We start from the raw sequence: 22,405 nt of genomic DNA on the forward strand, positions 1-22,405 counted from the left end.
CTTTCATGGTTGAATGCCTTGCCCCTTAACATTCAGTGATCCATAAAGTTGAATTATATACTGAGTTCAAGTTCACCCTATGATTTTTTTTTCTTACTATCAGCAGGCATATAGTTTACTAATTCAAAACAAAGGCTTTTCACCCGATGGCTAAGAATCTCTTCAATATCGACGACGCATTTCTATTCGAATCTGAACTTCAGGAAGAAGATCGACTAATCATGGAAACAGCGCGTGATTATGCACAGTCTAAACTTGAACCCCGTGCACTAAAAGGTAATACAGAAGAGTATTTCGACCGTGATATCGCCCTCGAAATGGGTGAAATGGGGTTGTTAGGAGTAACGGTACCTGAAGCGTATGGAGGCTCGGATGCCAGTTATACCGCCTATGGATTAATTGCTCGCGAAGTGGAACGGGTTGATTCAGGTTACCGATCATTTATGAGTGTGCAGTCTTCTCTAGTGATGTACCCTATTTCAGTATTTGGTACAGAAGAACAAAAGCAGCGATTCTTGCCAAAACTAGCAACCGGTGAAATGATTGGATGTTTCGGTTTAACGGAACCAGATCACGGTTCTGACCCGGGTTCTATGGTTACAACAGCCGTTAAAACAGATGGTGGCTGGGTTCTAAATGGGGCCAAAATGTGGATCACCAATTCTCCCATCGCGGATGTGGCTGTGGTATGGGCGAAGGCAAAAGAAAGTAAAGACGACGAAGGTGTGATAAGAGGCTTCCTTGTGGAAAAAGGAATGAAAGGGTTTACAGCCCCACATACTAAGTTTAAAATGTCGTTACGTGCATCAGAAACTGGTGAGCTTGTATTCGATGACGTGTTCATCCCCGAAGAAAATGTATTTCCAGACATCCGTGGACTTAAAGGGCCTTTCATGTGCTTAAACAGTGCTAGGTATGGAATAGCTTGGGGTACCGTAGGTGCCGCAGAATTTTGTTACCAAAAAGCACGACAGTATGTGTTAGACCGTAAGCAATTCGGAAAGCCTTTAGCAGCTAATCAATTAATTCAGACTAAGCTCGCGAACATGCTTACCGACATCACCTCGATGCAAATGTTGGTATTACGTCTTGGCACCTTAAAAGATGAAGGTCGTGATCATCCTTCAATGACCTCACTTGCAAAACGTAATAACTGTGGTAAAGCCCTTGAAATTGCACGTATCTCACGTGATATGCATGGGGGTAATGGTATCGTGGGTGATTATAGAATCATTCATCATGTAATGAATTTGGAGTCAGTAAATACTTACGAAGGTACTTACGATATTCATGGCCTCATTTTAGGTCGCGAAATTACTGGGATTCAAGCTTTCACACCAAAAGGTTAATCCTTTACCTACTACTTGTTCCTTTTTATCATTCTATTATATTGAGCTTCATAACATTATGGAGCTCAATATGATTAAGAAGATTTTAGTTGGTGTAGCCGCCTTTCTTATCGTCCTGCAAAATTATCAACCCGACCGCTCTACGCTAGAAGTGAATCCTGCAGATAATATGCTAACGATACTAAACCCACCTGCAGAAATAGCAACAACCATTCGAAATGCTTGCTACGATTGCCACTCGTTCGAAACACAATACCCATGGTATGGATATGTATCACCTATTTCGTGGTGGACCCAAGGGCATATCGATCATGCACGAGGCGAGCTAAACTTTAACCAATGGGCAACTTACTCCTCCCGCAAAAAAGAACGTAAGTTGGAAGAATCGGCAGAACTTATAGAAAAAAAGGAGATGCCCCTTCCCAAGTATACATGGATGCATTCGGAAGCAAGACTATCAGCTGAAGAGCGGAGTGCATTAATAAGCTGGTTTGAATCACAGCTAACTACGAACACTGATAAATCTAACCCATTACCCGAAGTAGATTAAAACCATTTGGCTTGGCGGTGCATCTACATCCAATCGCTTAAATTATTAAAGAATTACAATGCCTGTACATAAAGAAATTCTAACAACAGGTCATTTCCGGTTTACATATCTTTACAACAGAGAACGAAATGAAAGCAAGTCGTTCTCGCCTAATGAATTGTTGAGAGAATATTTTGGTTGGTCAAGCAACCCTTAGATATCTGAATAGAATATATTTAAGATTCTACTTTCCCTAATAGATAAATGAATAGGTACATGCCGGAAGGTGTGTATCTATTTTTTTTTGCTCAATTTCCTGTAGATTCAAGCCCAAATTTTTATCTAAATCTGCACTTTGTGAAAGAACGTTATAAGAATAATACCGAAGCTTTTTTAAATACTATTCAACTGTTTAACGAAGAGAATTTTTATCTCAAGCCGAACGCTGAGTCGTGGTCGGCCGCTGAAAACGTTGAGCACATTAACCGATCTGAGTTTGCCATCGTGCGTTTATTTAACGGACCTTCTGAGCCTGCAGAGGGACGTGATGTGGTAGCCGGCATCGATAAAATATGGGCTTATTTTTCGGATCGAACGGTTAAGGCCAAGGCACCAGAGATGGTTAAACCTCAGGGCGAGAAAAAAACTATGGACGATTTATCCGCCACGTTTCTAAAACAAAGAGAAGAGCTCTACCCACTCATTCATACTTTAGATATGACTGAAGTGTGCACTCTATTCAAGCACCCAGCATTTGGTTTCCTTACCCGCGCTGAATGGTTACATGCAAACATGGCCCACGCCCAAAGGCACGAAGCACAAATGAAAGAAATATTGGAAGCAGTATAAACCAAGTATATTCCAAATTTTTAATTTCAATATTAAGCTTTATTCTCAATCCACACGTTGGGAAAACATTCAAAAAATTAATAATGAGACTATTTTCTGCACTTTTAGTAATACTCTCACTACTCACATTTTCGGTTTCAGCACAAGAGCAATTAAGAACGAATATCACTTTCGAAAGTGGTGAGTATACGATGCATGGGGAACTGCTACTGCCTGTAAACAGGAGTAATATCCCTATGATTATATTCTTGGTGGGTGCTGGCGAAAATTCTTCTCATCGTACGCTGTACAAAGAGTTTGTAGAGCAGAATATAGAAGCCTTATTCATTGAAGAGGGTTATGGCATCTTGTACTTCGACAAACGTGGGATTGGCGAGTCTGATGGTAAATGGCAACGATCAGGTATTTATGATCGAGCAGATGACACGAAAGCAGCTGTCAATTATTTAAAGAGCCTTGATGTAGTAGACCCTAACCGCATTGGCATTGTAGGGCATAGCCAAGGAGGATGGGTGGCTCAAGTTGTAGGGTCGCTCTATGCTCAAGATGTTAAAGCCATTGCCTCCCTTGCAGCTCCTGTTTTTGATACCGAGTTACACCTCACTAATATTTACTACAGCGAATATATCTGTGAAGGGGAATCGGAAGACAAAGCATTCGATAAAGCTACCAAAAAAGCCAAATCTGATATCAATTGGGTTACTTGGTTCCCTCTTAAAAAAGCATGGAGGCACTTAAGAGAAATCTCTGAATTTGACCCATCTAGTTCATTAAGACGTTTGAGTATTCCATCTTTGTTCGTTTTTGCAGATAACGATCATATGGTGTACCCCGGCTGGGCGTTAAATAGCATGAATGAAATCTTCGATAATAACATCCCGAGTCACTTTACTATTTCGGTGGTGCCTAATGCGAACCATGATTTTAAAAACATAGGGATGTGTGCCAGTCAAGAAGATGTTGATTCAGCTTTGTATTCAGACTATTTCAAAACCACATTCAAGTCTTGGATACTTCGCAATCTATAATTGCCTAGGCCGAATCCATCTTTAAAATCAGAGTAAGCCACCAGAGCTAACTTTTAGACCGATTTACTCATTCAAACAACCCATTTACTCATTTATATTCGCATAAGTGGATGTGGTTTATAGATTTAGCACATGAATCAGTTTTCTACCCACCTACATATTCGTCCTGAATCATCCCATGATTTGGATGCAATTTACCATATTCACCACAGTGCATTTGGGCAAAAAGATGAAGCAGAATTGGTGAATACGTTGAGACAATCCGAATATTACATCCCAGAGTTATCATTAGTGGCTGAAAAAGAGCATGATATAGTTGGGCATATTTTATTCACTAAGATTCACATCTTTGATGAAGAAAATGATTCGACATCCGAAACACTTGCACTTGCACCAGTGAGTGTACTTCCAGCTTATCAAGCTAAGGGCATCGGCACTCAACTTATTATGAAAGGGCTCGAAGTAGCTCCCACCTTAGGATACACTTCTGTAATCCTTTTGGGGCATCCCGCATACTATCCGAAATTTGGTTTCGAACCTACCAGTACTTGGAATATCTCTCCTCCTTTCGACGTGCCTGAGGAAGCTTTTATGGGCATTGAGTTAGTACCAAATGGCTTATCCAATATCAAAGGTACTGTACAGTATCCTGAAATTTGGGGGCTTTAATTCTTGCCCTGTTTTCATACCTTCAGCAATGAAGAATTCGAAAATAGTCGTGGTTCAAGCCACCCCCGCTTTATTTGACCTCCAAAAAGGCCTACAACTTGTAGACCAGTGGGCTCAAAAAGCAGCTCAGCATTCACCTGATATTATTGTATTCCCAGAAGCTTTTTTACCGGGCTACCCACGGGGATATGACTTTGGAACTAAAGTTGGTGATCGTTCGGAATCAGGTAGAGATACATGGCTTACTTATTGGGAGAACAGTATTTCTTTAGACGGCAAGGAAATCAAAGTGCTGGGTGAGATCGCAAAAAAAGTAAATAGCTGGATTGTTATAGGAGTTGTTGAACGGAGCCATTCAGGTTCACTCTATTGCACACTTTTATATTTCAATACTAGCGGTGAGTTAGTGCATAGCCATCGAAAACTAAAACCTACAGCTGCCGAACGAGTTATTTGGGCGGAAGGCGATGGATCCGATCTTCAAACTATACACACTGATTTTGGAATAATTGGAGGGCTCATTTGTTGGGAAAACTATATGCCCTTAGCTCGAACTTACTTATATCAACAAGGAGTGCAGATTTATTTAGCGCCTACGGCCGACCAACGCGATGGCTGGCAACATACCCTCAAGCATATAGCACTTGAAGGACGTTGCTTTGTAATAGGATGCAATCAATACGTTACCAAAGCTGATTATCCAGAAATGCCCGTAGAAGATATTTCACATCTACCCGACATTCCATGCAGAGGAGGAAGTACTATCATTGATCCGCTTGGTAACACCATCGCTGAACCGCTATGGGATCAAGAAGGATTATTGATAGCGGACCTAGACCTTTCTGACATCCCTCGTGCTAAGCTCGATTTTGATCCTGTTGGCCACTATTCCAGAGATGATGTATTCCGTTTAGAAAAACTTCGTTAGTCCCTACTCTTCCCAATATGCATAAATAACCGTGTCACCCACCGTGATTCGATCTACGACTTCCATACCTGAGATGACTTCTCCATAAATAGTGTAACTCCCATTTAAGTGAGGAGCCCAAGTGTGCATCACAAAATATTGACTACCCTCTGTGTCGACACCCGAACTTGCCACGCCTGCTTTTCCTCTAAAATAATGCTGTGCACTTCCTTCGGTTGGCACGGTATATCCAGGGCCACCAAAACCTCGACCCGTTTCAACATCTCCACCTTGAATTACAAAGTTGGGCACCACTCGATGGAATGCAACACTGTCATAGCTATCGGAAGTGATTAAACTATCCATTCCTGAAATGGTAGCGGGTGCTGTATACACATCCATTTTAATTTTGATGGTGCCTTTGTTGGTATCCAGAATTAAAATCGGATTAGGACCTAATTCAGCTAATCTTTCCCAATCAATTTTTCTAAAACTTACCACACTTGGCGAACCCGTTAGCCCTTCCCATTCTTGTCTCAATAACACATCATTTAAGTCTGTGTTATTTTGAGCAAACAGCTCATTAATAAATTCATTAGCTCTCTCTTCATATCGCTCTTTTAGGATGAATGTTACTGAGCTATACATGCTAAGATGATCACCCACTGCTTTATCATCCAACAGCACTATTAAGGCATCAAAATCCTCTTCCGTAAGTACAGCCTCGTCAGTAATGAGCGCTCTTAACATATATGCACGATCTCCATTATTTAAGGCTTGAAACAACTGATCTTTAACTATGTCAGCTCGTTCATCAGTTTTGAAATCATCCTCTACATTTGCCCAAAAAGCATTCAATTCAGACATCAACATGCTTAAAAGCAAGCCGTTGGATGCTTCAATCTCAGATACTAATTGATTAAAAACTTCTTCGTCACTCCAAACCTTTTTTAATACTCTATATCGAATATTCTGCAAGTATGGATCTGATTTACCAACATCTTTCATACGGTCGGTATAGCGCTCTGGCCTTACAATAGAATTCCAGCCATATAGTCTTAAACGAGCATCTACTTCCGTATTTAAGGCTGTATAGTTTAGAGTAGAGTTTTCAATACGCTCAGAGATTGTATCATTTGCAGCTAGTGCAATAAGCGCCTGCTCAACAACCAATGGATTTGAATGTTGTACAAATCCATTGAGCGCAACCGTAGTATATTTCACAGGCTCATGTCTTTGTATACCTCGCAGCATCTCCAAGGCCAATTCAATATCCATCGTATTGAATTCATCTTTAACAAAATGATGAAATACCATTGTGGCATTATCTTTCATCAACATTTTGGTTAAATAACGGTTAGCCCCAGCTTCATCAGGGTAAAAGTTAATCCATGAATCTATTATGTGTTGTTGAACTTCTTTACTTAACTCTTCATCACTTCTATAGAATCCATACAAATACGCCTGACTTATACTTGATCTCGGATACCTTAATGCACGATCAATAATCTTGATTTTATAAGTATCGTCCAGTTCTACGTTCATAGAAATGCGGCCTATTGCATAAGCTAACTCTAAGTGTATTTCTTCTACCATAGGTGGCTGCCGTTGCATCAAAAAATCTAGTGATCTTTTATTTCCATGCACCGCTAATGCCGACATCAATCCCACATTCAGTGTATCCGATTCCGCAAACCAATTATTTAAACGCTCAACATCATCCTCAGATAATTCTTTATTCCATAGCGAAGCCCAAGCTGTTTTATGGTTCGCTTCTGCCACTTGAGATACATAAGCGCTTACATCTTCTACTGGAGTATTAATCATTGCATTCCAAGCTTGAGTCACAACCTCTTCATCTGGATGTGATGCAAAACTCAAAATCTTTTCCGCGTCACGTGCATACACGGCCTCATATAACGCCGGATATTCCTCTGTGATAATTCGTTCGAATTCAGGATTTGAAGTACAAGCTCCTGCCATTGTTACGCTAAAAAGGAGCACAAAAAGTTTATACATATTTTGTACACATTTTGTATTGACCTTCATGAAATATCTTCTTTTATTGCACATACTTTATACATTAAGCTATTGATTATGGATAATGCGCATCTGACTAGAAAGCAAAAAGAATTCTTCGAGTACATTGTAGACTATAAAAAAGAATACGATGTATGGCCCACTTATAGAGAGATAGCCGATCATTTCGGATATCGCTCCCCTAATAGTGTTACTCAAAATATTCAGGCCCTTTTGAAGAAAGGCTACCTAATCAAACGTAACGACGAAGAATACGACCTTCCATCTGAAAAGAAAAAAACATTACTGAATGAATCTGAAGAAAAAGATGGAATCCCAATTCGGGGGCTTATTGCAGCTGGTTATCTCCAAGAAGCTGTAGAAGCAGATCTAGGGAGTATCACTATGGAGTCTTTATTCCCAAATCTCGACAAGTTATTCGCCTTGCGTGTGTCTGGTTTCAGCATGAAGGATGTGAATATCTATGATGGCGACTTAGTGCTATTGATGGATGACGATGTAAAAAATGGAGACATCGGAGCCGTACTTTACGATGGCGAAACGAGCTTAAAAAAGATCTTTTGGGATCAAAATGGACTTCGCCTTGAAGCAGCTAATGAAGACTATGACGATATCATCGTTGAGCCTGATGTATTTGAAGAAGTACGCATCATTGGTAAGTATATTGGTCATATCAATAAGCAAGGTTTCCAACGGGCTACGGCAAAAGTAGCTTAATCATACCCCATGAAATGTAGTGTATACATCGCTGTATCTGTTGATGGGTATATAGCTCGAAAAGATGGAAGCCTTGATTGGCTTCCTGGTGCCGACCCCAATGAACAATCAAATACTCCTGCTGAAGACTACGGCTACCATGCTTTTATACAAAGTGTAGATGCTTTAGTGATGGGCCGTAACACCTTTGAAATGATTCAATCCTTTGGTAGCTGGCCTTATCCCATGGATGTTTTTGTACTTACAAACCGACCGTTGGACAAGCTACCCGACGGGGTAACCAATATTTATGCCGTGCAAGGCTCCCCTTCTGATGTAGTGGAACAAATCCAACAAAAAGGGCATCAGCATTTATACATTGATGGCGGCGATACCATTCAGCAATTTTTAAAAGCAAATCTAATTAGTGAACTCATCCTTACTAAAGTTCCAGTACTCATTGGGCAGGGTATATCTCTTTTTGGTGATAGCGATCTTGGTAAGGATATCCCATTGAAGCACTTATCCTCTCAAAGTTATGAGAATGGATTTGTACAAAGCCATTACCAAATAATAAGTACTTAAGGCGATATTAATCGGATTTACGGTAGTAATGGCCATCAAAAACTACGCGCCAAGTATTCCCTGCATCAGTTGACTGTTCCCACACTTGGTTTACATAGTCTTCCGATTTCTTGTAAAAGCTTAGTTTATTTTGAACCAGTTGCCCGTTTTGGTTGAGCGTAGTAGCAGAATAGATTAGCGCTTGAGCCTCAGGGTCAAAAGAGCCTTCGAATTCTATCGGAAGACCATTCGTATCAATCCATTTTTGATTCCACTTGGCTGTGAAAGGATTGTAGTAGTTAAAACTTTTACCTGCATATCCCGGGTTGTTACTTGTCCAGTTTTCAAAAATTACGCAATCATTCAAGATCAATTCTACTTTACTGGTACCAAGTTGTGTACCGTTAGCATCAAGTACATTCCAATCACCCACCCAGAAATCGAATTGTCGATGTTCAGGAGTGTTACAAGCATTATTTGAGCCCTGACCATAACCCTGTAATGAATGGAAACTCATCAAAAAAAATAGGGCTATGGAAAGGAGGAGTCTCATTCTATTTCTGTTCTTTAACGGTAATTAATTTACCATTGGCATCTTTGCGAGCGTTGTGCAATTGCGAGTCCTTAATCCATGCTCTTCCGCCATCATGCTGAAGTCTTTTAGTATTCTTATATTTGAACGCTTGTTCGTGTAAGCTTGGTAATTTCTTCATAGGGATAGTTTTTTAAGTTCATGGAGAATTTAATGCTTCAAAATATAAAGAACAGTGTCTTTTTTACTTTGTTTTATCTTAACTATCGCTTATCTTTGCAAGCTCTAGAAAAATCCAAAAAAGAAATTAGATACCATTATGTACGCTATAGTCCAAATCGGCGGACATCAATACAAAGTAGCTGAGAATGATGTGCTTTTTGTTGATAAGCAAAACACTGACGACAAAACAGTTACTTTTGATAGTGTTCTTTTATTGAAAGACGAAAAAGGTGCTGTAAAAATTGGAACTCCGGTTGTTGAAGGAGCTTCTGTTACCGCCACCATCGTTGACACCGTTAAAGCTGATAAAGTTCTTGTTTTCAAGAAGAAAAGAAGAAAAGGTTATCAAAAACTGAACGGACACAGACAGGTAATGTCTCAGATCCAGATTGATGCTATTTCAGCTTCAGGTTCATCTAAGAAAGCGGCTTCCAAAAAAGCAGCTCCTAAGAAAGAAGAAGCAGAAGCCAAAGCAGAAACTTCTGATCTTAAATCATTAACCGTAGCTGAGCTTAAAGCACTTGCTTCTGAAAGAGGTCTTACTGGATACTCTAGCATGAAGAAGGCTGAGCTTATCGAAGCGTTAAGTTAATTTCAACCTATAATACCTACGTATAATGGCACATAAGAAAGGTCAAGGTTCTACCCGTAACGGTCGTGATTCAGAAAGTAAACGCTTAGGCGTTAAGAAATTTGGCGGTGAGCTAGTTCGTTCTGGTAATATCATCGTTCGCCAAAGAGGAACTAAGTTCCACCCAGGCAAAAACGTAATGAGAGGCGGAGACGATACTCTCTTTGCAGTTTCTGACGGTCACGTTAACTTCAGCGTAAAAGCTGGTGGACGTAAGTTTGTAAATGTAGAGCCAGCCGGATAACCCGGTCGAAAAGATTTAAGCCCCGCGCATTCAATGTTCGGGGCTTTTTTTATACCTTCTATGCATGAGTAAATTTATCCTCCCCGGCACTACTTTATCTGCAAACAACGTATTCTGCATTGGCAGAAACTATGCGGATCATGCAAAAGAATTAAACAATCCCGTGCCCTCCGCACCTATTGTGTTTCTTAAACCGAATAGTAGCCTCTGCACTCAAGATACTCCCATCGTGCTTCCTTCTGTAAGCTCTGATGTTCACCATGAAGTTGAGCTAGTACTAGCCATTGGCAAGACGGGTAAAAACATTAAGGAAGAGGACGCTCAAGATTTTATACATAGTGTAGGACTTGGGATAGATTTTACGGCAAGAGATATTCAGCAAAAAGCCAAAGAAAAAGGTCACCCTTGGAGCGTAGCTAAAGGCTTTGATACATTTGCGCCAGTAAGCAATTTCATTCCATCTCAGGAAATTGATTTCTCAAATTCTGACATTCAACTAAGTGTTAATGGAAGCACTAGGCAAAGTGGAAATACCAGTGATATGCTTTTCTCTATCCCGAAGTTGATAGCCTATTTGTCTACTATCTTCACCTTAAATGAAGGAGATCTCATTTTTACAGGAACTCCTGCGGGTGTTGCGGCTATCAAAAGTGGAGATGTACTTAAAGCATCACTTAACGATTCTCAAATAACCTTAGACGTTCAAGTATCCTAGCCATTGCTACGTTTAACCCTATTTCTTTTACTCTGTTTTAGCAGCCTGCAATCTTTTGCACAATCAGAACAACACATTTGGCCCACCAATGCTAGCCGGCATTTAAGCTCTACCTTTGGTGAAACTAGAGCTGCTCACTTCCATGCTGGTTTAGACATTAAGACTTGGGGTCGAGAAGGATACAAGGTGTATGCAACTAAATCTGGCACCTTACACCGCATACTTATTACTAACAAAGGCTATGGCAAGGCGCTTTACCTAAAGCACAACGACGGAACGTATACGGTATATGCTCACCTTCAACGATTCAATAGTCGCATACAGGCTATCGCCGACTCAGCTCGACTGAAAGATTACAGTTATGAAATGGACCTGTATTTAGATCAAGATTCCGTTTATATCGAGCAAGGGGATGTGATCGCCTATACCGGTTCAACAGGGATAGGTCCACCCCACCTACATTATGAAATCCGTGATGTTTTAAATGAACCGACCAATCCGCTGTTCGCAGATTTCCCCATTAAAGACACGAAACCTCCTGTTTTTAGATCGGTACTTGTTGAGCCCCTGAATAAAAATACACTTATCGAAGGCGCTCCTTATCCCAAATCATTTGCCCTAGATGAAGATGAGACATTAAATGTGTATGCAAATGGTCCCGTTGGCTTGGCCGTGAATGTATATGATCCTGCCGATGAAGTGTATAATAAATATGCGGTATATGAACTGATCCTGACCTCAAAAACGGATACACTTTTTTATCAGCGAAAGGATGAGTTTAGTTTTCATCAAGCGCCCTTGATGTTTCTAGACCGTGTACCTGACTTTAAAAGTGACCGAAGAAATTTTCAGCGTTTATATAAACATGAAAACATTGATCACCCTTTTATCATCATCGATAAAACAAAAGAGACAACCCTTGCAGCACAAGACACGCTAACCTTAACAGCGAAAGATTTTTTCGGCAACTCATCATCAACTCGCATCCTTGTTCAAGAGCAAGCAGTTGATTTCAATACGACCACTCATTCACAAGGTGATTATTGGACATTCAACTGGAAGGCAGAGCACAACAGAATTGTTAATTTTAGAAACTTTGATCAGGGCGTGATTTGGGACTCACAGAATCAACAAAGGCTTATTGAATTCCCGCACGACCTAAACAAAAGTATAGCCCGCCTAGCTCCTTCAACAAACAGTTGGCTTTCTACACCAGATCGAAATCTTAGCCTCCATTTTGACACAGAAAGTCTTTTTGATACTACCAGCTTCACTTTCGACTATTATCTCAAAAATGACACTACATTCATTGAGGTAGGTAATCCTCAAATACCCCTTAAAAATGGATATGATATCCTATTCTATTTGGAAGGAATGCAATCTGATTCCACCTTACGACTATATGAAATTGACGATGAGGAATTCGACTATATAGATTCGAAAGTACAAGGCCATAGCCTAAGAGCCTACCCTAATTCTTTTGGCACTTTTGTTATACTCAACGATACTACGGCACCATCCATACAGAGTATCGAGAAAGTGACTTTAGGTGATGGACAGGAAAGTTATAGCATTCAAACTAGCGACAACTTATCGGGCGTAGATTTTAAGTCGGCTATTTTTAAGATAAACGACGCACAAGGAATAGCTGAGTACGACTATGAAGGAGATTATTTTACATTCTACCTTCCAAACATTGTGCTCAAAAAAGAGAATAATGTTTATTTCGAAGTGAGAGATAAAGCAGGAAACCTTTCCACGAAAAGCTTCCTGCTTAAAAATTAAACGTAAGCGATACAGCTTATTTCAACAAGTACGCTTTTAGGTAGTGTTTGAACTGCTACCGTCTCACGCGCTGGTGGCTCCGACTCAAAGTAGCTACCATAAACTTCGTTCACAGCAGCAAAGTCGTTCATATCATCTAAGAAGATTGAACACTTAATAACTTTAGAAAAATCAGTGCCCGCAGCAGTTAATACTTCCTTCAAATTCTTCATTACTTGCTTGGCTTGATCCGCTGCATTGTCGCCCACAATTTCCATTGTTTCTGGGTTTAATGGAATCTGCCCTGAACAATATAAAAGGCCATTATGAAGTACTGCTTGGCTATATGGACCGATAGCTGCTGGTGCACTATCAGTAGAGATAATTTTTTTCATGAACTAAGGTTTTTTTGTTTTAAACTTATTACTCGTGTGAAGCCTTCATTTTTTGCGGAAAGCTTGACTTATGGTTACTTTACGCAACTTATTAAATCCACATGAAATCAACCACTATCAATTTTAAGACTGACATGAAAAAGATATTACAAAGTCTCTTCGGAATTGCTCTATTCACTACACTATTAGTGAACTGCGGCGGCGGTGGAGACCCAATCATCAAAGAAGCGAAAGATGGTATCCAATCGCAGAACTACATGGCTGCTATCGCTACTTTGGATAGTGCTATTGCACAAGACCCTTCTAATGCAATTGCTCACTACTACAAAGGGCTAGCATATGCTGAAATGGCTACAAACAACTCTAATGTAAGTGCACGTAAAGATCCTTATGGCAAAATGCGTGAAAACTTATTAACTGCTCAAAAATTATACGCTGAGCAAGGTATTCAAAGTGTAGAGTCGGTTGAAGCTGAATTACTTATTGACAGAAAATGGGGACTAGAACATAACGCTGCTGTTCAGTACGCTACTGGCGACAGTGCTGCTCCACAAGTAGCTAACCCATTAGATGTTGCTGTTGATCACTTAGAAAACGCTATCATCATCAACCCAGACAGTCTTCTTTCTTACGATGTGCTTGCTGAAGTACACCGTTTAAACAACAACATCCCTAAGGCTGTTGAGACAATGGAAATGATTGTTGAGCGTAAAGAAACTCCAGATGCTTACGACTACGATCGTTTAGGTGGATTTTACTTATTAAATGAAGACTACGACAATGCTACTCGTGTACTCGAGGAAGCTGCTGAAATGTACCCTGATTCAGTGAGCATTTACCAAAAGCTAGCTGATGCGTACATGAACTCAGGTCAGAGTGACGAGTCTATTCGCGTTCTTGAGACTTTAATTTCTAACGATCCTCAGAACCCACAGTACCACTTAGTACTTGGAACTCAGATTTATATCATTGCAAGTGATATCAATGAAGAAATTGAGCCATTATACGCTCAGGCTTACGATCTTGAAAAAGACATCGAACGCCTAAGAGGTAACGACAAAGCACAAGCTCAGCAGCGTTTAGATGAATTAAACAAAAACATTTCTGCTTTAGAAATGCGTTCATCTGAGCTTACAGATCAGGCATCTGAAGAGTTAACGCTTGTTACTGAATTACTACCTGATGATGCAAGAGCATACAACATCTTAGGCATTCTTAACCAGAACAGAGCTTCTCTACTATTCGAAAAGCGTACTAACACTGTTGATAACGACAAAGCTGCTGAGATTTACGAAGAAGCAAAATCGTACTTAACAGAAGCTATGGTTAGCTATGAAAAGGCTGCAGAAATTGAGCCAGATAACACTGGTTACTGGGAGTCTTTATTCAGAGTGTACACTGCTTTAGGAATGAATGAAAAAGCAGAAGAAGCCATGAAAAAAGCTGGAATGTAAGCAGCCATCATGATTTCTATGAATATTTCAAAACTAACCCGACTAGCAAGTTTTGTGCTTGCTGTCGGGTTTTTTGTTTCTTGTACTAGCTCACAATTCACTGTCGATAATTTAATCGAACAGGAAAATTATGCGTTAGCGCTTGAACAAATCGATCAAGAGTTAACAAAGAATCCAACTGCTGAATTATACATTCAGAAAGCGGAAGTCTTAGGAAAAATTGCCGTAACTAGAGAGGCAGAAAATAGAGACTCACTATATAATGAATTTGATATCGCACTTGAGAACGCGACGGATAATAACCTAGATTCAAGTGCTTTAATTAGCCAGAAAATTGATAGCATTTCCACTAAATACTGGAATATTGAGCATCAATCTGGTTTACAGGCGTATGAAAGTGATAACGAACAAGTACAACGCCGATCTATCTTACATTTTCAAAATGCATTAATCATTGATAGTGAAAATGTAGAGACTTATAAGTCCTTAGCCATCGCTCACTATAACTTTGGCAATATCGAAGAAGCGATTAGCACCCTAAATATCGCTAGTTCACTAGATCAAGAAGATTCAGAGATCTACGAAAACCTTGGCTTTCTTTATTTAGAAACAGGAAATGCTCAGCAATCAGCCTATTATTACAAGCTCGCGAATAAAGATCCGTTAAAGGATAAAAACATCGCATTTGGTTTAGTGAACGCTTATATCAGCGAAGGCAATGATGTTGAAGCTATTAAGTTGCTCGACCAATTAGTGAATGTGTACCCTAACAATGGCAAGATCCATAATGTATATGGAACACAACTCTTCAATCAAGTAAGTACGTTGTTTCCACAACTTAAAGATGCTTACACAAATGCTGATGAAGCTGAAGTAACAACGCTAAGAGTTGAAATCGAAGGGCTTTCGGAAAAAGCTGAGCAACAACTTATTGAAGCTTATAAAACTGATTCCAATAACATGGAATTTATTGAGAGCTTAGCTGTGTTCTACAACAACATGGCAGGTAATTATTTCTCATTACATCCACAGGCATTTGAGGATGATAAAGAGGCTATCAAAAACAGAGCTCTCACGCTTACAGATTTTGCCATCCGTTATTACAACGAGATGCTTGAAATGGAAGCGAATAATGACCGAATTACTACCAAAATTACCAATCTGAACACCTTAAAAAATAGCTGGAACAACAAATAATGCGTTTCAACACCAAAGCAATTCATGCCGGACAGAAGTTAGAAGAAACAACCGGCGCCGTAATGCCCCCAATCTTTCAAACCTCCACTTATGCTCAAGAGGCACCGAACGTACATCAAGGATATGATTACGCTCGAGTAGGTAACCCTACAAGAACCGCTCTCGAGAACATGATTGCTGGATTAGAAGGCGCTGATGAATGCGCGTGTTTTGCTAGTGGTGTAGCAGCTATGGATGGTCTTTTAAAGATGTTTAGACCGGGCGATCATATCATCGCTTCAAACGACTTATACGGTGGTTCATATCGTTTATTTACTCAAGTATTTGAGCCCTTTGGCATCAAATTCTCATTTATTGATATGACCGATCTAAATTTGGTTAAAGAAGCATTTACTGATCATACTAAAATGCTTTGGATTGAAACACCAACCAACCCACTTCTTCGGGTAGTTGATATAAAAGCTCTTTCAGATATCGCCCATGATGCTGGTGCTTTAGCAATTGTTGATAACACTTTCGCCTCTCCATATTTACAACGCCCATTAGAACTTGGAGCGGATGCCGTATTACATTCCGCTACTAAATATCTAGCGGGTCACTCTGATGTAATTCACGGTGCGGTAGCATCTTCGAACGAGAAGATTATGGAGAACTTACGATTCCAGATTAAATCGGGGGGTGCTGTTCCTGGACCTATGGATTGCTACCTTGTTTTAAGAGGTATCAAAACCTTAGCTGTTCGTGTAGAACGCGCCGTAAGCAATGCTAAGAAAGTGGCTGAGTATTTAGATAATCATCCAAAAGTAGGCATGGTGCATTATCCTGGCTTAAGCTCACATCCACAGCATGAGCTTGCTAAAAAACAAATGGATGACTTTGGCGCAATGGTATCATTTTCCTTAAAAGATGATTCTATGGATGCCGCTAACAAGTTCATGAGTAACACACACTATTTTACGCTCGCTGAGAGTTTAGGTGGTGTAGAATCACTTATAAGCCACCCGGCTTCTATGACTCATGGCTCTATTCCAAAAGAAGTACGTGAGAAAGCAGGACTCAAGGATTCACTAATCCGTTTATCTGTTGGTATTGAAGATGCAGACGATCTAATTGCAGATCTAGAGCAGGCATTTTAATACGACTTCTATTTCGAATTATATATCTTACAGCGCTAGAAAAGCGCTTACAAACCTTTAAAAATTTATTTTATCATGCGTGATGTTGTAATAGTTGAAGCAAAGAGAACTCCAATTGGATCATTTGGTGGGAGTCTCGCTTCTTTTACTGCTCCTGAACTAGGTAGCACGACGATTATTGAACTTATTAAGAGCACAGGAATTACCCCCGACACTGTACAAGAAGTAGTGATGGGTAATGTGCTAACAGCAGGTATTGGCCAAGCTCCAGCACGCCAAGCTGCACTAAAAGCAGGCCTTTCTGAAAAAACTCCAAGTACTACTATCAATAAAGTATGTGCTTCTGGTATGAAGGCTATCATGATGGCGGCTGATCAAATTCGTTTAGGCGATGCTGATGTCGTTGTGGCTGGTGGTATGGAAAGCATGAGTAATGTGCCTTACTACCTACCTAAGCAACGTTATGGCTCAAAATATGGCCACGTTCAAACAGAAGATGGTATTCTAAAAGATGGCCTTTGGGATGTTTACAATGACTTCGCAATGGGTAATGCTGCTGAAATCTGTGCTAAAGAATGTAACATCAGCCGAGAGCAACAAGATGAGTTTGCTATTGAGTCGTACAAAAGAGCACAAAAGGCTCAGGAAGACGGTTCATTTGATGACGAATTGATTTCAATTAAAATCACAGATCGTCGTGGTAATGTTACCATCGTAGATAAAGATGAAGAAGTTTCTAGAGTTAAGTTTGAAAAGATTCCTTCTCTACGCCCTGTATTCGATAAAGAAGGTACAGTAACAGCTGCTAATGCTTCTAGTATCAATGACGGTGCTGCTGCTCTACTTCTTATGAGCGCTGAAAAAGCTGAAGAGCTTGGTCTTAAGCCATTAGCTAAAGTAGTTAGCCACGCCAATGCAGCTAAAGCTCCAGAGTGGTTCACAACAGCACCTGCGGATGCAATTCCAATTGCATTGAAAAAAGCTGGGATCTCAAAAGACGATGTAGATCTTTTTGAAATCAACGAAGCATTTTCAGTTGTATCATTAGCTAACAACCAAATTCTTGAACTAGACCCAGCAAAAGTGAATATCCACGGTGGTGCTGTAAGTATCGGTCACCCAATCGGATGCTCTGGTGCTAGAATCATGGTTACTCTAGTACACGCACTCAAGAAAACTGGTGGCAAGTATGGTTGTGCAGGTATTTGTAATGGTGGTGGCGGTGCTTCCGCTATGGTTATCGAAATGATCTAAGACCATTATTTCCCAATTCTAAAAGGAGCTTTTTTTCGAAAAGCTCCTTTTTTTTGTTTGACATTATAGCCGCTCTGATATATTATCACCTCAGACTTTTAATTAACCCTATGTACATCGGCTATACCGCTACCATTTATTTAAATCCAATAAAACAGCTAGTTAGGGAAACCTATTCACTCAAAAGTCTAACACAACAACGTATACTTCTATAAATCAAGAGCTACTATTCCAACGTATTTTACGTTAGTTTTTTAAATCAGAATAATTGCATAGATGAGAATCAGACATCTACATATTTGTAGCTTGTTTGTTGTGTTAACGTGGAGCCTACCAGCTTTCGCCCAACAGGTAAAAGTTACCGCAACAACGCCATCGTTTACCGACTATGAAATGGTAAACGAGGGTTATTCTATTCTGCCTCCCTTCCAAATTCAGGTACCTATCATCAATGGAAGTCCGGCTTATAAAATCATTGAGCAATCTGCCCGTAGAGTTGACAGAGTTGTAAGCAACAAAGAAAAATTAGCGATGTCGTTGGCTAGTGACTCATCTTCAATTGTTGAAGTAAGTACGCCGGGATGGTATAGAGGGCAACAAGTTACACAGTTACTCATCCATCGTGCACGTGTAGGAACTGAGAACACTTCAGTAACCGATCGTATTAAAATTCGTGTATTCAACGCTCCAACAACACGGAATCAAAGTCAGAGCAATTCTAAATTAAATCGTTACCTCCCCGACGCTCCATTCAACCAAGGTATCTGGTATAAAATCCCTATTACTGAAAACAACATCTACCAGATCGATGCCGACTATCTAGAAGAGCTGGGCGTTTCTCTTTCTACCATCGATCCAAAGAAAATTCAGCTCTGGGGAACCGATGGTTATCAATTAGCTGAACTTGTTGGTGCTAGCCGACCTACACTTCAACAAATTCCAATAATAGTAGAAGGTGAAAGCGATAACCGCTTTGATGCCTCTGATAGAATTCTTTTCTATGGGAATAGCCCCCATCAAGTACAGTTAGAGAATGGTGAGTTTTCACATTCCATTCATGCATATTCAGATACCAACTATGTTTTTCTAACTATTGGAAATGATGATGGGCAAAGATTGAGTGCCATCAATACAACTTTATCTCCTACAGCTACCGTATCTGAATTCACTGATTTCATCTGGTTGGAAGAAGAACTTCGTAAAGCAGAATCTAAATTTAAATCAGGGCGTTATTGGTTAGGGCAGGTTATTCCATTTAGTCAGAATAATACCTCCGTGAGTATTTTGGATCGCACTATTCCTGGCTTAGCAAATTCTACCACTGTAAAAGCCGAAGGTCGATTATATGCCCGCTCCGAACGGCTTACAACGTTTGATGTCGCCTTAAACTCTACAGATATATTTAATAGAACTACGGCGAGTTTATCATCATCCAACTCTTCCCGAGGATATAACGGTAACGAAGGAATCGCTGCCCAAGCTGTTCAGTTTGATGAAACAGCAACCGTTAATACTAGTGATGGTCGATTAAACTTAAGTGTGGAAGTAACCCATAGAGATTCTCAAAGCGAAGCATTTGTAGACTTTGTTCGATTAACATTCAATCGTGCATTGATAGCTGAAGACAATAGACTTTTATTTTATACCACTTCAAGTTCGGATCCTGCAACGGTTGTGACTTTTCAACTTCAAGGCTTCACAAGTACTCCCTTAGTTTTTGACGTTAGTGATCCCGACGCACCTAAGCTTTTAGAAGTACAAGAAAATGGTTCGAGTTATAGCCTCAATTATCATCAGAATACAGGGCTGACTATCATTGCACAATCAGACTTTCCGACTCCTATTATGGGAGAAGAAATTCCTGATCAAAATTTAATGGGAATCACGAGCTACCCAGAAAACATCATTATCACCTCCAGAGCATTACTAGGTGCTGCATCAGACTTAGCTCAATATCGAATTCAGCAAGGCCTGCCTACCCTTTTGGTAACTCAAGAACAGATTTTCAATGAGTTTTCAAGCGGAGTTACCGACCCAACTGCTATTCGGGATTTCCTAAAATTTCTTTGGGAACGCGCACTAATGGCTAATGAAGAGCTTCCGAAATATGTACTACTATTCGGTGATACCTCTTATGACACCAAATCTATAGAACAAGGCGCACTCCGTAACCATGTAGTTACTTATCAAAGTGTAGAATCTATAAGTAGAACTAGCACCCTAGGCACGGATGATTACTTCGCATATATGGATGACAATGAAGGTGATTTGCGGAATGGATCTACTCCTAATTCTTACATCATGGATTTAGGTGTGGGAAGGATTCCGGTTCAAACAAGTGCTGAAGCCCGAGCTTACATTCAAAAAATTAAAGATTATGAAAGCCGTACTCACTCTGGTGATTGGCAAAACCTGTTTACGTTCGCAGCAGACGATGATTTCCCAGAACCAGAAATAAATCGAGACTTACATACCATCAATGCGGATGTGTCGGCACAAATGATGGAAAGTGAAGAGGAAGGCATCCGAATAAATAAGATTTATGAATTCTCTTATCCTGTAGAGCTAACGGGTGCAGGTCGCCAAGTACCTGAAGCAAGCAAAGCCTTCATGGATGCAGTTAATGAAGGTACATTGGTACTCAATTACTCGGGCCATGGAAATGAGCAGACTTTATCGGATGAAGAGCTTTTTGTGTCACAATCCATTTCTGAGTTCACCAATAAAAACAAATTATGCATTTTGGTTACAGCCACCTGCCAATTCGGAAGGTATGATGCTACAAATAGCCAATCAGGTGCCGAAAAATTTGTATTAGCCACCAACGGCGGGGCTATAGCCGCCTTTACAACTACCCGAATTGTATATACCAGCTCAACAATCAGTTCATCAAATAACTTTGGATTAAATATTGCACTCTCGCAACGAATGGCTGAACGGAATGTAGACGGAAGCCCAAAAAGACTGGGAGATTTGATGGCTCAAACTAAGAATTCTGTTCTTAGCTCAGGAGGCTCACGCATTGGGTCATCACTCAATAACAAAAAATTTGTATTACTAGGTGACCCAGCCATCCCTTTCAAACTGCCATCGAAGAAAGCTGTTGCCCAATCCGTAAATGGGGTTGATGTCGTATCTAATGATACAACCATCACTTTAAGGGCTCTTGATCAAGTTTCAATTACTGGGGCTGTTTATGATGAAAATGGAAATATCGACAGCAATTACAATGGAATTAGCACGGTTTCAATATTTGATGCACCACGCAAAGTTCAACTACCTGAACGTGAATGGAATTGCACATTGAATTCTGATTGTAGCTATGAAGTAGAGAGAGACCTGTTATTCAAAGGTAAATCGACAGTGAGCAATGGCCTATTAAATATATCGATGATTATCCCTAAGGATATCAGTAATGCCGACTCAGCTGGGCGCCTTGTGCTTTATACTCAACATGAAAATGAGAATAGTTACGCGGGTGGGGCTTTTACTTCCATTAAGCTTATGGGTGAAAACCCTAATGCTGTAAATGATGGCAAGGGTCCAGAATTAGATGTTTATCTCAACGATGAGAAATTTGTAAATGGAAATCTAGTCAATGATAGCCCTACACTTATTATTGAACTTGAAGATGAATCAGGAATAAATACTACAGGAACAGGAGTAGGACATGAAATAATTGCTACTATCGATACTAATCCCGAACAAACTATAGTTCTCAACGAATTTTACGAAGGGAACTTAGATGATTTCACTGGGGGACGTATCGAGTACCCTTTGGATGAACTTCCAGAAGGTAATTACACACTTAAAGTTCGAGCTTGGGATGTGCATAACAACTCAAATGAAAAGGAAATTTTCTTTGAGGTAGCCTCTCAAAATATTCTATCGGTTAGGAACGTATACAACTATCCGAATCCGATGAATAATAAAACCTTGTTTACGTTCGAACATAATGCTCCTGGAACGCCAATGGATGTATCCATAAAAATTTACACCCTTAGTGGGCGCCCAGTACAGCATATCCAGCAAGAATCAATTATTACATCCAGTTCTTATGCCAGTATTCCATGGAATGGCCTTGACAGGGATTATGATCGCCTGGGTAACGGTACTTATATTTATGTGCTTAAAGTTACGGCAGACACCCCTCAAGGAAGAAAATCAATCGAAAAAATCGAAAAGCTTGTAATCATTAGGTAGGCAAGCTTTAATACAATTTTATACTTT

General features: G+C 40.1%; 21 protein-coding genes. 17 read left to right on the top strand and 4 right to left on the bottom strand.

Annotated elements, in window-relative coordinates; all coding sequences use genetic code 11:
- The first annotated feature begins 146 nt into the window (after nt 1-146).
- The 6 genes from B155_RS0104950 (at nt 147) to B155_RS0104975 (ending at nt 5,352) form a co-directional block, all read left to right on the top strand.
- Nucleotides 147-1,349, top strand: a complete 1,203-nt coding sequence (locus B155_RS0104950; RefSeq protein ID WP_018127139.1) for an acyl-CoA dehydrogenase — start codon at nt 147-149, stop codon at nt 1,347-1,349.
- A gap of 70 nt (nt 1,350-1,419) precedes the next feature.
- A complete protein-coding gene (locus tag B155_RS13005) occupies nt 1,420-1,899 on the top strand; it encodes a heme-binding domain-containing protein (RefSeq protein WP_040368238.1) in 480 nt (159 codons plus the stop codon).
- A gap of 336 nt (nt 1,900-2,235) precedes the next feature.
- Nucleotides 2,236-2,727 carry a DinB family protein gene (locus tag B155_RS0104960; RefSeq protein ID WP_169331271.1) on the top strand — a complete coding sequence of 164 codons (492 nt, stop codon included), beginning with the start codon at nt 2,236-2,238 and terminating at the stop codon, nt 2,725-2,727.
- A gap of 83 nt (nt 2,728-2,810) precedes the next feature.
- A complete protein-coding gene (locus B155_RS0104965; RefSeq protein WP_018127142.1) occupies nt 2,811-3,755 on the top strand; it encodes an alpha/beta hydrolase family protein in 945 nt (314 codons plus the stop codon).
- A 132-nt stretch (nt 3,756-3,887) separates the two neighbouring features.
- The gene (locus B155_RS0104970; RefSeq protein ID WP_018127143.1) at nt 3,888-4,424 is read left to right on the top strand and encodes a GNAT family N-acetyltransferase; all 537 of its coding nucleotides are present in this window, start codon (nt 3,888-3,890) and stop codon (nt 4,422-4,424) included.
- A 28-nt stretch (nt 4,425-4,452) separates the two neighbouring features.
- Nucleotides 4,453-5,352, top strand: coding sequence for a carbon-nitrogen hydrolase family protein (locus B155_RS0104975; protein WP_018127144.1), 900 nt, complete (start codon nt 4,453-4,455; stop codon nt 5,350-5,352).
- Nucleotides 5,353-5,355: 3 nt separating this feature from the next.
- On the opposite strand, the gene B155_RS13815 is transcribed toward B155_RS0104975, so the two are convergent.
- Entirely contained in the window at nt 5,356-7,380 is a 2,025-nt protein-coding gene (locus tag B155_RS13815) for a peptidylprolyl isomerase (RefSeq protein ID WP_169331272.1), read from the bottom strand.
- Between the two features lie 48 nt (nt 7,381-7,428).
- On the opposite strand from B155_RS13815, the gene lexA reads away from it, so the two are divergent.
- Nucleotides 7,429-8,088 (top strand): transcriptional repressor LexA, encoded by a 660-nt coding sequence (lexA, locus tag B155_RS0104985; protein ID WP_018127146.1) that lies wholly within the window; start codon nt 7,429-7,431, stop codon nt 8,086-8,088.
- A gap of 9 nt (nt 8,089-8,097) precedes the next feature.
- Nucleotides 8,098-8,652, top strand: a complete 555-nt coding sequence (locus tag B155_RS0104990) for a dihydrofolate reductase family protein (RefSeq protein WP_018127147.1) — start codon at nt 8,098-8,100, stop codon at nt 8,650-8,652.
- 7 nt (nt 8,653-8,659) lie between these two features.
- On the opposite strand, the gene B155_RS0104995 is transcribed toward B155_RS0104990, so the two are convergent.
- Both B155_RS0104995 and B155_RS13865 read right to left on the bottom strand, forming a co-directional pair.
- Nucleotides 8,660-9,184, bottom strand: a complete 525-nt coding sequence (locus tag B155_RS0104995) for a hypothetical protein (RefSeq protein ID WP_040368053.1) — start codon at nt 9,182-9,184, stop codon at nt 8,660-8,662.
- 1 nt (nt 9,185) lies between these two features.
- Nucleotides 9,186-9,344, bottom strand: a complete 159-nt coding sequence (locus B155_RS13865) for a hypothetical protein (protein WP_018127149.1) — start codon at nt 9,342-9,344, stop codon at nt 9,186-9,188.
- A gap of 138 nt (nt 9,345-9,482) precedes the next feature.
- Between B155_RS13865 and rplU the strand changes: the two genes are divergently transcribed.
- From rplU to B155_RS0105020, 4 genes are all read left to right on the top strand, one after another.
- Nucleotides 9,483-9,977, top strand: coding sequence for a 50S ribosomal protein L21 (gene rplU / locus B155_RS0105005; protein ID WP_018127150.1), 495 nt, complete (start codon nt 9,483-9,485; stop codon nt 9,975-9,977).
- Nucleotides 9,978-10,002: 25 nt separating this feature from the next.
- A complete protein-coding gene (gene rpmA, locus B155_RS0105010) occupies nt 10,003-10,260 on the top strand; it encodes a 50S ribosomal protein L27 (protein ID WP_018127151.1) in 258 nt (85 codons plus the stop codon).
- 64 nt (nt 10,261-10,324) lie between these two features.
- Nucleotides 10,325-10,975: a fumarylacetoacetate hydrolase family protein gene (locus tag B155_RS0105015; RefSeq protein WP_018127152.1), complete on the top strand. Its 651-nt coding sequence runs from the start codon at nt 10,325-10,327 to the stop codon at nt 10,973-10,975.
- Nucleotides 10,976-10,978: 3 nt separating this feature from the next.
- Nucleotides 10,979-12,760: a M23 family metallopeptidase gene (locus tag B155_RS0105020; protein WP_018127153.1), complete on the top strand. Its 1,782-nt coding sequence runs from the start codon at nt 10,979-10,981 to the stop codon at nt 12,758-12,760.
- Here the strand turns inward: B155_RS0105020 and B155_RS0105025 are convergent.
- Nucleotides 12,757-13,134, bottom strand: coding sequence for a RidA family protein (locus B155_RS0105025; RefSeq protein WP_018127154.1), 378 nt, complete (start codon nt 13,132-13,134; stop codon nt 12,757-12,759). The genes B155_RS0105020 and B155_RS0105025 overlap by 4 nt on opposite strands.
- Before the next feature lie 134 nt (nt 13,135-13,268).
- Between B155_RS0105025 and B155_RS0105030 the strand changes: the two genes are divergently transcribed.
- The 5 genes from B155_RS0105030 (at nt 13,269) to porU (ending at nt 22,378) form a co-directional block, all read left to right on the top strand.
- Nucleotides 13,269-14,588 (top strand): tetratricopeptide repeat protein, encoded by a 1,320-nt coding sequence (locus B155_RS0105030; RefSeq protein WP_169331273.1) that lies wholly within the window; start codon nt 13,269-13,271, stop codon nt 14,586-14,588.
- An 18-nt stretch (nt 14,589-14,606) separates the two neighbouring features.
- Nucleotides 14,607-15,785 (top strand): tetratricopeptide repeat protein, encoded by a 1,179-nt coding sequence (locus B155_RS0105035; RefSeq protein WP_018127156.1) that lies wholly within the window; start codon nt 14,607-14,609, stop codon nt 15,783-15,785.
- Nucleotides 15,785-16,921: a cystathionine gamma-synthase gene (locus B155_RS0105040; protein WP_018127157.1), complete on the top strand. Its 1,137-nt coding sequence runs from the start codon at nt 15,785-15,787 to the stop codon at nt 16,919-16,921. The genes B155_RS0105035 and B155_RS0105040 overlap by 1 nt, the downstream gene beginning before the upstream one ends.
- 75 nt (nt 16,922-16,996) lie before the next feature.
- Entirely contained in the window at nt 16,997-18,175 is a 1,179-nt protein-coding gene (locus tag B155_RS0105045) for an acetyl-CoA C-acyltransferase (protein ID WP_018127158.1), read from the top strand.
- 276 nt (nt 18,176-18,451) lie between these two features.
- Complete coding sequence (porU, locus tag B155_RS0105050) at nt 18,452-22,378, top strand: type IX secretion system sortase PorU (RefSeq protein ID WP_018127159.1); 3,927 nt, start codon at nt 18,452-18,454, stop codon at nt 22,376-22,378.
- The last annotated feature ends 27 nt before the right edge of the window (nt 22,379-22,405 follow it).

This window comes from Balneola vulgaris DSM 17893, assembly GCF_000375465.1.
Taxonomy (GTDB): domain Bacteria; phylum Bacteroidota; class Rhodothermia; order Balneolales; family Balneolaceae; genus Balneola; species Balneola vulgaris.

What these genes read in the sequence shown, in the direction of transcription:
- B155_RS13865 (WP_018127149.1), bottom strand. Translation starts at nt 9,344, where the DNA reads ATGAAGAAATTACCAAGCTTACACGAACAAGCGTTCAAATATAAGAAT.
- rplU (WP_018127150.1), top strand. Translation starts at nt 9,483, where the DNA reads ATGTACGCTATAGTCCAAATCGGCGGACATCAATACAAAGTAGCTGAG.
- B155_RS0104970 (WP_018127143.1), top strand. Translation starts at nt 3,888, where the DNA reads ATGAATCAGTTTTCTACCCACCTACATATTCGTCCTGAATCATCCCAT.
- B155_RS0104995 (WP_040368053.1), bottom strand. Translation starts at nt 9,184, where the DNA reads ATGAGACTCCTCCTTTCCATAGCCCTATTTTTTTTGATGAGTTTCCAT.
- B155_RS0104965 (WP_018127142.1), top strand. Translation starts at nt 2,811, where the DNA reads ATGAGACTATTTTCTGCACTTTTAGTAATACTCTCACTACTCACATTT.
- lexA (WP_018127146.1), top strand. Translation starts at nt 7,429, where the DNA reads ATGGATAATGCGCATCTGACTAGAAAGCAAAAAGAATTCTTCGAGTAC.
- B155_RS0105015 (WP_018127152.1), top strand. Translation starts at nt 10,325, where the DNA reads ATGAGTAAATTTATCCTCCCCGGCACTACTTTATCTGCAAACAACGTA.
- B155_RS0105045 (WP_018127158.1), top strand. Translation starts at nt 16,997, where the DNA reads ATGCGTGATGTTGTAATAGTTGAAGCAAAGAGAACTCCAATTGGATCA.
- porU (WP_018127159.1), top strand. Translation starts at nt 18,452, where the DNA reads ATGAGAATCAGACATCTACATATTTGTAGCTTGTTTGTTGTGTTAACG.
- B155_RS13815 (WP_169331272.1), bottom strand. Translation starts at nt 7,380, where the DNA reads ATGAAGGTCAATACAAAATGTGTACAAAATATGTATAAACTTTTTGTG.
- rpmA (WP_018127151.1), top strand. Translation starts at nt 10,003, where the DNA reads ATGGCACATAAGAAAGGTCAAGGTTCTACCCGTAACGGTCGTGATTCA.
- B155_RS0104975 (WP_018127144.1), top strand. Translation starts at nt 4,453, where the DNA reads ATGAAGAATTCGAAAATAGTCGTGGTTCAAGCCACCCCCGCTTTATTT.
- B155_RS0104990 (WP_018127147.1), top strand. Translation starts at nt 8,098, where the DNA reads ATGAAATGTAGTGTATACATCGCTGTATCTGTTGATGGGTATATAGCT.
- B155_RS0105030 (WP_169331273.1), top strand. Translation starts at nt 13,269, where the DNA reads ATGAAAAAGATATTACAAAGTCTCTTCGGAATTGCTCTATTCACTACA.
- B155_RS0105035 (WP_018127156.1), top strand. Translation starts at nt 14,607, where the DNA reads ATGAATATTTCAAAACTAACCCGACTAGCAAGTTTTGTGCTTGCTGTC.
- B155_RS0105025 (WP_018127154.1), bottom strand. Translation starts at nt 13,134, where the DNA reads ATGAAAAAAATTATCTCTACTGATAGTGCACCAGCAGCTATCGGTCCA.
- B155_RS0104950 (WP_018127139.1), top strand. Translation starts at nt 147, where the DNA reads ATGGCTAAGAATCTCTTCAATATCGACGACGCATTTCTATTCGAATCT.
- B155_RS13005 (WP_040368238.1), top strand. Translation starts at nt 1,420, where the DNA reads ATGATTAAGAAGATTTTAGTTGGTGTAGCCGCCTTTCTTATCGTCCTG.
- B155_RS0105040 (WP_018127157.1), top strand. Translation starts at nt 15,785, where the DNA reads ATGCGTTTCAACACCAAAGCAATTCATGCCGGACAGAAGTTAGAAGAA.